We start from the raw sequence: 10,498 nt of genomic DNA, 5'->3' as shown, positions 1-10,498 counted from the left end.
CAATAAAGTTATTGCCTTTATGTTCTCAATCAATGAACGATAAGTCATTATAAGTTATGTCGTTTATTTACCAGGAATTAACAGTACCGTTACTCATACAGTGTGATTTATTTACTTAAAAAATGAGCAGCGTTACCCATTTGGTAGATACTGACGCTGTAGAAATCAATGGAGTGGACGCCTGAATAGGTCTGCCTAACGCAGAAACCAAGCGAACACAACGCTGGAAGATTTATCTGCTTCCTGGACAGATAAATACGCGGGTATAAAGAGAAGCGGCGGCACATCGAAGGGTGGCAGAATATGCCATCCCGACATGACACGGCGGTCGATCATTCCCATGTTACATTCCACAGAGCATCAAATTGCTCACACCAAAATGTTTAAGCAGGCCATGAAGGCCGTTGCCAGTCAGAATAAACTCTCATATCCGCTTGTTTAACTGATTTCGTCGCCGTAATAATTATTCCTGCACCCAATGTTTCTGAGAAAATTTCTACCGTGTGTTCCCTGATACACCCAGGCACTATGTGTCCTTCTGTTACTCCGTCAACATTTCTATTTGTATGCAACCAAAGCGGAGATGCTGGCGGATAACGCTCACCACTACTGACGGCTTTCAACCTCGGCCACTGAAAAACATGTTCACCGCCAACCAGTACTGAATCTCCTTCCTTGACGCTGGCAAGTTGCACTGTATCGAAATGGAAGCTGTCACAAAGAGAGGTCTGCGGCACCCGCATCTCTGGTGTGAAGGTGTATGGCTGCGATAATTCCACTTCCGGTATGTGGATCTCCGCGCAACTTAATGCCTGCCAGACTACGACTTGATACACCTAGTTTTCACCCTGCCCTATACGCTCTGATCCTGTTTGATATAAATAACGGATTGCTTAACAACCTCTGGCGCCTAGCGATCTATAACCTACTATACGCTACCGGAAAACGGAGCCGGATATCTGTATCCTCTACGCCATCCTAACTATAGCCGTCGCCTCAACTAGCACCCACATGTCCACATCTTCGTTACCTGTGGTGGTATTGATGAGCTCGGAGAGTGGAAGAAAATCAGTTTCCGCAAAGATGTCATGCGTACCCGCGGAATGTGGAATATCCGTCAGCTGCTGCTGAGCAGATGGCCAGGAGCTGTCGCGCTGCCGCCGTCACTCGCCCACATCACCACTGAATCGCAGTGGTGATACCTGATACTGACAGCCGGAGGCGATTACTAACATGTGTACGTACCCAAAAGACGGCAGGTGGCAAAAACACCGTGAGATACCTAGACCGATACCTGAAAAGCCACCGATAGCTGGCACCTAAATGGCGCACTACATTGACAGTGCCACGCTTAGCGTCCTCTATCATGATCACAATACGGATGAACGTAGCACTCCTTCGGAGTGAGCGTCGCAGCAATACTGCTTCGGGGATGTCCATGACCTGATTATCGCTTTATACTCGGAAGTAGGTTGGTTTCCTCAAGAATTCATTCACATTGCCCGCAATAAATATGGTTCTGTCGCATTAGGGCATCGACAGAGCTCCCTTTTAGAGGAGCTCATGAGGAGGTGGCTTTTTACTTATTTTTTATTTAAATCAAGCTTTAATACTTGGACTGGCCACTGGGTCAGATTCTTGCCATTCTGAAAAAGACTAACCCGGTCAATTTGCGGTACCGGTAACCACATTATATTATTATCATCAATTATCGGCGCATCCACCCAGTGCAGACTCGGATCCTGAATGACCGTTTCTACTCTGCCATCTGGCAGACGTCGTTTTATAGCATTTTCTGCCAAATCAGAGTAATAGAATGTCCCGTCCTTTGCCATGGCAGTACCGCCTGAAGGTGGCATCTCAAACCATACCTGAACTAATTTCTCCAGCGCCACATTGTCCAGGTTGTTATCATCCAGCGCGCGGGTTGGGATGCGGTACATAGGACCATTCAGTGGACCATAATAGAGCCATTTGTTATCAGGGCTAAGTTCCAGCGGGTCAGCATTGACCTTCAGTATATTCTGGTCCGGCGTCAGCACGATTTTATCGTCAAGCCGGATAGCTTTATTACCCGCTCTGGTTGAAGGGCTGTCGGATAAAACACGGCGCGATTTCCCTGTGTCAAGATCGAGAACAATCAATCCTGCCCAGCCCGCATCAGTCAGATAAGCGTGCTTTCCATTAATTCGTAAATCATCAACATAGCTGCCCTTACCGGCAACATTACTGTCAAAAGTGTAGATTTTACTTACCTTTTGAGTTTTAACATCAATCACTACAAGTTTCGCTCCGCCGGGTAACGGCGTTCCACCAAAGTCTGGTGCACCTGTATCCACCACCCATAGCTGTGAATCAATCAGGCGGATAGCATTGATATTAACAAACCTGTTTTCAGTGGGTTTTCCCGGAGCCCAGCTGTTCCATGATTTGTCCGGCCAGGCATGTTGTTTCCCCTGTGTATCAATATAAGTTAGCTGTGGACCTTTTGAACCCGTCCAGCGAGGCGATGCAGCAAACAAGGAATTGTTACTTAAGGGGGCTACCGCATTCCAGTTAGCGATATGAGATACAGCTGCGACGGTGAGTTGGTCAGATTTTGCATAGCTTTGCCCAGTGAACATTATCGCTATAGCAAACGATAACGAAGATAATTTCATTCGCATAATATTTCCCTTTTATTTCATACAATGATTATTAAAAATATCAATAGCTTGTTGTGGCGTTTTATTTTTGCGACAAATAAGATAATCCAGTTCGCTGATTGCCTTATTTCCCGGGGTGAGCTGGCAGAGTTCATCAAGCAACTCAGGAGAAAATTTTTCAACAATGGATTTACTGGCAATCAGCGTAGCCTCATCGTGACCACCTAATAATCCAACAGGTTCGTGCAGTGCACGAATATTATAACGATGATGTAAAAATTGTGGATGCCACAGAGGAATGACTATCCAGCGTTGTTCACTGACAGCTTGTTCAAATGCGCTAAAACACTCTTCTTCGGAACCATTAGCAAAATAATAGCCTGCTGCGCCCAGTTGATATTCATCAATCATCCTGCGTGAGAAACGGCTAATTCCTGCTCCTGGATTAATCCCCTGAATACATTTTTCCATTTTTACCAGAACATCTGGTTTGAGCAAATCCCTGACAGAGGCAACCTCACTCTCAGGAATATAGTCTGGTACGCCCCAGATACAATAAGGATGATACAGTACCGATAATTTTACAGTATTCTCGATATACGGTGCCAGATAGGCTCCGTGGCTGGCAGGAAGCCAGGCAGAAACCAGCATATCTACCTGCTGTTCACCATAACGCCCAAACATTTCCTGATGTGGTGCGGTGCTATTTTCCACGAGCCAGCCATGCTTTTCAAAAATAGCTGTAACCAGAGCAGCACTGGATGCATGAAAACTTAAATCAATATGACCAATGCGAATAATTTTATTCATGATTACCTCATCAGACTGATGTATTAATTAATCTTAAAAATAAATTTTTAATTATGATGCAAACTAATAAGAATCAATTTGTTATGTTAATAACATACACAAAAAAACCATGTCGATATATAACGGTTCCATATAAAGTGTTATTCTGTTGGAGCGAGAATGAGACTATATTGATTAGCCGCTAGCACGCCTCCGGCGTGAGCGCGGCTGCCCTGCAGCCACAGCCTTTTATCCTTCCCCTGCCTCGTTTTATACTCTGCACTATGTATATCCCGCGACCCGCAAAACTGCTCTTCACCTTCGATGACGGCTGGAATCGCTTTCTCGATAAATTCGGCGACAGCGTCAGTGAATGGACGAAGCTCTCCGTGGAACGTATGCTCGCCTGCGGCACCTGTGCCATGGGTGTTCGCCGCTATTGCTGTGCCTCACCCGACTGCACCCACTCCCGCTTCTTCTGCCAGAGCTGCAAGTCGAAGGCCTGTAGCGCCTGCGGCATGAAAGCGACCGAGCAGTGGATTGATCCTAGCCGCGAATAGTGGACACGAGACTAAGTGAGTAAACTCTCAACCAGAGGTGACTCACATGACAAAAACAGTATCAACCAGCAAAAAGCCCCGTAAACAGCATTCCCCTGAATTCCGCAGTGAAGCCCTGAAAATCGCTGAACGCATCGGTGTTGCTGCCGCAGCCCGTGAACTCAGCCTGTATGAATCGCAACTTTATCACTGGCGCAGTAAACAGCAGCAACAGCTCTTATCCTCTGAGCGTGAAAATGAACTCGCTGCTGAAAATGCTCGTCTCAAACGCCAGCTGGCGGAACGGGACGAGGAGCTGGCCATTCTCCAAAAAGCCGCGACATACTTCGCGAAGCGCCTGAAATGAAGTATGTCTTTATTGAAAAACATCAGGCTCAGTTCAGCATCAAAGCCATGTGTCGCGTCCTCCGGGTGGCCCGCAGCGGCTGGTATGCGTGGGATCAGCGGCGTACGAGGCTAAACTCACGCCAGCAGTTCCGTCTGAGTTGTGACGGCGCCGTGCACGAGGCTTTTCACCGGGAAAAACAGCGCTACGGCGCACCGCGCCTGACCGATGAACTGCATGCTCAGGGTTACCGCTTCAGCGTGAAAACCGTGGCAGCCAGCCTGCGTCGTCAGGCGCTACGGGCGAAAGCTTCACGGAAGTTCAGCCCGGTCAGTTACCGCGAGCATGGCCTGCCGGTGTCGGAGAACCTGCTGAAGCAGGATTTTTACGCCAACGGTCCAAACCAGAAATGGTCGGGTGACATCACCTACTTACGTACTGATGAAGGCTGGCTATATCTGGCTGTTGTCATCGATCTGTGGTCACGTGCTGTTATCGGCTGGTCAATGTCATCGAGGATGACGGCACAGCTGGCCTGCGATGCGCTACAGATGGCGTTGTGGCGGCGTAAGCACCCGGAAAATGTCATCGTTCACACAGATCGTGGTGGGCAGTACTGCTCAGCGGATTATCAGGCGCTACTGAAGCGGCATAACCTGCGTGGTAGCATGAGTGCAAAGGGTTGTTGTTACGATAATGCCTGTGCGGAAAGTTTCTTCCACACACTGAAAGTCGAATGCATCCACGGTGAACGCTTTATCAGCCGGGAAATGATGCGGATGACGGTGTTTAATTATATCGAGTGTGATTACAATCGGTGGCGGCGGCACAGTGCCTGTGGCGGGCTCAGCCCGGAACAATTTGAAAATCTGAATCTCGCTTAGGACCGTGTCCACATTACGTGGGTAGGATCAGATTGCCACACAACAGCACATCCTCCCCGACTGCGACTGGCAGCATATTACTTTTACGATGCCCCACGTCCTCTGGCCCTTTTTCAGTGACAACGGGCCCCTGCTCAATGACCTCTTCGGCCGGCCACCCGTGCCATGCTCCGGTGGGCCCGCAAACAGGGTATTGAGATCGGCATCTTTTGTGCGCTGCATACTTACGGCCGCCAGCTCAATCAGCATCCCCACATCCATGTCTCCGTAGACCCGGGGTGGCCTCGATGTCAAAAATGACGTATGGCGCGCCCTGTTTTTTAAGAAAAAGCAGGTGGAGAATATCTGGCGGAGTGCCGTCATTCGTCTGCTGCGCGAAAGCTACGACCGTATCAGACCCGGCAGGCTGCCGGGTCTGGGCCACATCCGCGATGCAACTCAGTGGCGACGCTATCTGAAGGCCCAGTACGGGCGTTACTGGAAAGTCCACTTCGCGAAGAAAACCAGGAGTGCCTGGCGCAGCGTCAAATATCTGGGGCGTTATCTGAAGCGTCCACCGGTCGCCGCCTCTCAGCGGCGCCACTACAGCGGTGGGGCCGTGGTGCATCATTATTACGACCACCGTACACAGCAGCACCGGCAACAGAAACTCACGCAGGAAGAGATGATCGGGCGTTATATCAGCCACATTCCGGCTCGTCATTTTAAAATGGTGCGGTACTACGGCTTCTTATCCAACCGCAAACGGGGAACATTACTGCCGAAAGTGTATGAAGCGCTAAAAATGGAAGAAAAAAAGAAGCCGGAGAAACCCGGCTTCGCCGCGCTGATGAAGGGGTTTCTGGGTGTTGACCCCTACAAATGTATTCTTTGCGGCGACCGGCTGCGCTTTGCAGGGGCGCAGGCAGGCCATCATGCAACCGAATTACTGTCAGAAAGACTTAACGGCATGGCGAAAAAACGATGGCTGCAGACAGAGCTTATGGATCAGTGCGCCTGAAAAATAGGTTTCAGGTTAAAAATGGCACTAAACGGTCATTTTTACACGTAAACTCACACAGGTCAGCGTCCTCAGTGGGATAGTTCGAGCTGCCGTTCATGGTCAGGCACTATCTGAAGATGCGATTCAATCTCCTAACCATGAACTTGTTTGATGAAGTACAGCCTCGAGTACACGGTGAGGAATTGATGAAAGTGCTGGATGGAATTAACCAATCAGGGCTTGGGAAAATATGGTTTTCGGGCAGAGGGATTGCGTCAGAATGGAAGATGAACCGAGAGATGTTTTCTCATGCTTAAACGACTTATTGGGATGATATACCTCATGCAAGACTTGTATGAGAGCATGGCGATTTCACTATGAAATTAATAATAAAAAACATTGTATAACAGTTAGTTATTCGTGAAATCGCCATGGCGAAACTATTCAGATAGATAACGCTTTAGCACATTGTTTACAGCAATATCGATATCATCCATGAGTTCTTTCGGAAGGCGATTGAATTCATAAGCCAGCTGTCTTCCCTTAATACGCTTACGAGCAAACTTATCTTTGTCGTCAAATTCCCATAATGGTGAGACGACGGGTTTATCTTTTGCTGGCGCTGAAATGAGTGCCAGAGAAGTTTTCGAAATAAGCTTTAGAACAGCGGCTTTTTGTTCATCCTCTGGAAGTTGTGAGTCTCCAAGGACCTTGTCGAGATGGCTTGAGATATCATCAAGCAACTGCTGGTAAGAAATGCCTTTTTCTGTGAGTTTAGCATCAATATCGAGAAGCAATTTATAATCTGAAAAAGATAGCTCTGACTGAACAGGGAATAAAGAGATCAATTCCTGTGGTACAGCAGCAGCCTGTAAAGCTCGTGTTACCTTGGCTTGAGACATACCTTCAAGTATTGCAATTTCTTTTTGATTTAAACCAGATTCTTTTAACCCCAACAGACGCAATCCAACTTCTCTCAAGTTGTGCTCTTTAGCCGTCTGAATATCTTTTGCCAACTGCCGTGCTTCTTCCACAGACAAGGAGTCGTCAGTAACCATGATATTCAAGCCCACATGTACATGAATTGCTGAGGCTCTACGTCTGGAACCATCAAGAATCTCAATTCTGTCTCCCGTTTGTACACCAAAACAGGGGAAAAATTGCTGTAACTTAATAGTTTTGATTATGTCTTTTAAAGACTCTTTAGTCAGAGCAGACTGATCTCGTCCATTGGTCTCTTGATTTACAAAAGTCATTGAACTAACTTCATTCGCATTGATACGAACTTCAACGAACTTAACTTTTCGGCCGTTCTTTAGCGTCAGGAATTGAGTTTTTTCTGTAGTTGAAGGTCCGTCTATTGCAACCTGAGAATTCAGCTGACGACCAATTGTTTTTCTACCTTCCCTAGACATGATTAACCTCCATTACTACGAATAAATTCGATACGATCAAAAACAGCTTTTGCAAAATCCTCTGCAGCCATTTTCGCATTTTTGAGTGCTTCAGAGCTTCCATCATAGGTAGCAGGATTAGCAGAGATAACGGTATCAAAAGTTTCACCACAACGTTCAAAACCATCCAGTCTCGGAAGAACCATATCCAGCATGTCAGATCCAAAAACTTCTTTTGCTTGGCTGTGGCAAATCTTGTGATCCGGCTTATTGAGGATTTTTGACATAAAGCCGATGTTTCCGATCAAGTTACACTGATGGCCTTCTTGCTCAATACCGTCAATTAGAGCTGGTAAACTGGATATAAATTTCAGAGAAGAATGAAAATCTACTGTGGCAGGGGGTAAGGGGGTCAGCATTAAGTCAGCTGCACCAATACAGTTCTTCAGAAACGCATCCAAATGAGGCCCGCAGTCGATAAAAATGAAATCATAGTCATATTCAAGTTTGTCTATGATGTTCTTTTTCAGAACGCTATGGATATTTTGACCAGGCAGATGTTCTTCACATAATCCTCTCCAGCCCTCGGCAATAAAGGCATCATCTATCGATGCAGGAATGACGTCTACACCGGGAATAATAGAAGGAGTGATAAAGTCTGAGATAAGTTCTTCATATGAAACATTTTGCAGCATAGCTTGTGCAGCGGTTGTTTCAACCAGACCTACTGAGTTTTCGTGATTCAGAAACATTGTAAGTGAAGCTTGAGGATCAAAATCAATTGCTAAAATTCTCAAGTCTTCAAAAAGAAGGTGAGGGTGTGCTCGAAGTGCATGAGCTAAAGATGCAGTCGATACAGTCTTTGAACCGCCTCCTTTAAGATTTGAAACGAAAATCGTAAAGGCCTTATTATAGCGGTCACGGTATTTAGGTACTTCACGATAATTATATAGATCAATGACATTCTGCAATGTCATTGCATACTTCATGCTGTTACCAGATTTTTTTTTGTTGAAAATATAGCCTTTATTTTCCATTTCAGTTACAGCGTATTCGACACTACCTTTGCTTAGCTTGGGCAATTTGTATAAAGATGCCTTGCTGTAAACTTGGTAAAATTCATTAAGCTGTAATTCATTTTTCTGCTGGCGGATACTCTTGCTAAGAGATGTTAATAACTTGCCAGCTCTCGCCCCCACTTTCCTTAATTGCTCGATGTTTTCCATAATAACCTCCATGACATTTTTTATCATTTTGGCAAAAAAATGTCATATTGAAAACAAAAATTCATAAACTGTGATTAGTTCTATCTAGCTAAGAGCTATGGTCATCTAAGACTTTGTGAAAAAGAATCAATATCCATTTCAAGAATGAAATCTTTGATATCCGCAACGCTCGCCACAGCCATACGACCGAGCGATAGCGAGCGAGTAGGCGAGGAAGCGTAATTTAACGTGGCTTGTAGGGATCAGAGGACACACTTATGCACATATACAACGGTACTTTTTAAAGATCTTTTTAAGGATCTTTTTATATTGTTTTTAGGCACTCGACAAACCCTTGGTAGACAAGCCTCTAAAGCAATCTGCTGTGACAGATTGCCCTGACACTGTGACAAATTACCCTTAAACAGGAATGTTATCTGTGACAAATTGCCCTAAGACCTGTGACAAATCACCCTCACTAATCCAATTTATTCACACACTTATTGACAGGATTGCATATCAGTGACAACCTTAATAGCTGTCACCCTTTGAAGGGATATCGCGATGACAGATCAGCCTCTGATAAATACTACCAGACGTAAAAATAGTCCTCGAATTGTTCAGTCAAATGAATTGACTGAAGCTGCGTACAGTCTGACTAGAGATCAGAAGCGTATGTTGTATTTGTTTGTTGATCAGATACGCGGCCACGACGGCACGTTAAATGAGCATAACGGAATTTGTGATATTCAAGTTGCACATTACGCTAAAACTTTTGGATTAACCTCTACTGAGGCAAGTAAGGACATTCGTAACGCATTAAAGAATTTTGCTGGAAAGGAAGTCGTTTTCTTCAAACCTGAAGATGATGCGAATGGAGAGCATGGATATGAGTCATTCCCTTGGTTCATTAAGCGAGCCTATAGTCCTGCTCGCGGAACATATAGCGTTCATATCAATCCCTACATTATTCCATTCTTCGTTGGCCTTCAGAATCGATTTACTCAGTTTCGATTGGGAGAGACTAAAGAAATCACCAGTCCCTATGCGATGCGTCTTTATGAGTCGTTATGCCAGTATCGCAAACCAGATGGTTCGGGCGTTCTTTCCCTCAAAATCGACTGGATCATGGATAGATATCAACTGCCTCAAAGTTATAGCAGAATGCCTGATTTTCGACGTCGTTTCCTTCAACCAGTCGTTGAAGAGATTAATAACCGTACTCCTATGAAAGTTTCGTATGTTGAGAAGAAAAAAGGCCGACTAACTACGCATATTATTTTTAGCTATTTTGACGACCAACGCCCCCTTTAATTCTATTATTTGACTTTATGGCTTCTCCCGTCGGCACAGGCATAAGTCATACTTCCTATCAATTTTGCTATCTGAGCTCATACCGTACCAAATTCGATGCCTCGTCTGAGGCTATCAATCCCTCAACTTCTTTGGCTTACTCAACTTGATACGTTTAATCAGGGTTGTTTGTCACACTTATTCTCCAGTACGCCGTAAAAACTCGGCCTTCAGGCTGGAGAGGATATCAAATTAATAATATACCATTAGTTAGTTGAGGGTGGTTTGTCACAACTCATGCAGAACGGTGGGATGTATAAGTGCAATTTGTCACCGTTCTGGCCGGCAGGGGAAATGCCTGAAGTTGAGGGCAGATTGTCATAGTTCCGACCGGCAGGAGGAAATACCTGAAGTTGAGGGT

Annotated in this window: 7 protein-coding genes and 4 pseudogenes; 7 read left to right on the top strand and 4 right to left on the bottom strand. The window is 45.6% G+C overall.

Annotation, left to right across the window (positions count from 1 at the left end):
- Nucleotides 1–641: 641 nt before the first annotated feature.
- Nucleotides 642–771, top strand: a pseudogene (locus tag M977_RS26195) (IS91 family transposase); the annotation flags it as partial.
- A gap of 248 nt (nucleotides 772–1,019) precedes the next feature.
- Nucleotides 1,020–1,199, top strand: coding sequence for a hypothetical protein (locus tag M977_RS26190; RefSeq protein WP_425339056.1), 180 nt, complete (start codon nucleotides 1,020–1,022; stop codon nucleotides 1,197–1,199).
- 384 nt (nucleotides 1,200–1,583) lie between these two features.
- Here M977_RS26190 and M977_RS23525 read toward each other — a convergent pair whose 3' ends face one another.
- Both M977_RS23525 and M977_RS23520 read right to left on the bottom strand, forming a co-directional pair.
- Nucleotides 1,584–2,666: an L-dopachrome tautomerase-related protein gene (locus M977_RS23525; protein ID WP_064519522.1), complete on the bottom strand. Its 1,083-nt coding sequence runs from the start codon at nucleotides 2,664–2,666 to the stop codon at nucleotides 1,584–1,586.
- A 12-nt stretch (nucleotides 2,667–2,678) separates the two neighbouring features.
- On the bottom strand, nucleotides 2,679–3,455 hold the full coding sequence (locus tag M977_RS23520; protein ID WP_064519519.1) for a glycine betaine ABC transporter substrate-binding protein: 777 nt from the start codon (nucleotides 3,453–3,455) through the stop codon (nucleotides 2,679–2,681).
- Nucleotides 3,456–3,718: 263 nt separating this feature from the next.
- Here M977_RS23520 and M977_RS23515 point away from each other — a divergent pair.
- From M977_RS23515 to M977_RS23495, 4 genes and pseudogenes are all read left to right on the top strand, one after another.
- Nucleotides 3,719–3,976 (top strand): annotated as a pseudogene (locus M977_RS23515) (transposase zinc-binding domain-containing protein); the annotation flags it as partial.
- A 64-nt stretch (nucleotides 3,977–4,040) separates the two neighbouring features.
- Nucleotides 4,041–5,203, top strand: a protein-coding gene (locus M977_RS23505) for an IS3 family transposase (RefSeq protein WP_157092137.1) whose coding sequence is annotated in 2 segments (ribosomal slippage) — nucleotides 4,041–4,308 and nucleotides 4,308–5,203 — 1,164 coding nt in all. Because the reading frame shifts where the segments join, the coding sequence is not laid out codon by codon here.
- Nucleotides 5,204–5,234: 31 nt separating this feature from the next.
- Nucleotides 5,235–6,203, top strand: a pseudogene (locus M977_RS23500) (IS91 family transposase); the annotation flags it as partial.
- Between the two features lie 140 nt (nucleotides 6,204–6,343).
- A pseudogene (locus tag M977_RS23495) lies at nucleotides 6,344–6,502 on the top strand (DUF4113 domain-containing protein); the annotation flags it as partial.
- Between the two features lie 123 nt (nucleotides 6,503–6,625).
- Here M977_RS23495 and M977_RS23490 read toward each other — a convergent pair.
- Together M977_RS23490 and M977_RS23485 are read right to left on the bottom strand one after the other, a co-directional pair.
- Nucleotides 6,626–7,600 (bottom strand): ParB family protein, encoded by a 975-nt coding sequence (locus tag M977_RS23490; protein ID WP_064519502.1) that lies wholly within the window; start codon nucleotides 7,598–7,600, stop codon nucleotides 6,626–6,628.
- 2 nt (nucleotides 7,601–7,602) lie between these two features.
- On the bottom strand, nucleotides 7,603–8,805 hold the full coding sequence (locus tag M977_RS23485; protein ID WP_064519498.1) for an AAA family ATPase: 1,203 nt from the start codon (nucleotides 8,803–8,805) through the stop codon (nucleotides 7,603–7,605).
- A gap of 543 nt (nucleotides 8,806–9,348) precedes the next feature.
- Here M977_RS23485 and repE point away from each other — a divergent pair.
- Nucleotides 9,349–10,098 carry a replication initiation protein RepE gene (gene repE / locus M977_RS23480; protein ID WP_064519493.1) on the top strand — a complete coding sequence of 250 codons (750 nt, stop codon included), beginning with the start codon at nucleotides 9,349–9,351 and terminating at the stop codon, nucleotides 10,096–10,098.
- Nucleotides 10,099–10,498: the final 400 nt, after the last annotated feature.

The sequence above is a fragment of the Buttiauxella gaviniae ATCC 51604 genome (assembly GCF_001654835.1).
Classification (GTDB): Bacteria; Pseudomonadota; Gammaproteobacteria; order Enterobacterales; family Enterobacteriaceae; genus Buttiauxella; species Buttiauxella gaviniae.
Note: the sequence above shows the minus strand (reverse complement) of the source record. Positions and strands in the feature narration are given on the sequence as shown.

Excerpts from the sequence above, each read along its gene's own strand:
- M977_RS23525 (WP_064519522.1), bottom strand. The coding sequence starts at position 2,666 with ATGCGAATGAAATTATCTTCGTTATCGTTTGCTATAGCGATAATGTTC.
- M977_RS23520 (WP_064519519.1), bottom strand. The coding sequence starts at position 3,455 with ATGAATAAAATTATTCGCATTGGTCATATTGATTTAAGTTTTCATGCA.
- M977_RS23490 (WP_064519502.1), bottom strand. The coding sequence starts at position 7,600 with ATGTCTAGGGAAGGTAGAAAAACAATTGGTCGTCAGCTGAATTCTCAG.
- M977_RS23485 (WP_064519498.1), bottom strand. The coding sequence starts at position 8,805 with ATGGAAAACATCGAGCAATTAAGGAAAGTGGGGGCGAGAGCTGGCAAG.
- repE (WP_064519493.1), top strand. The coding sequence starts at position 9,349 with ATGACAGATCAGCCTCTGATAAATACTACCAGACGTAAAAATAGTCCT.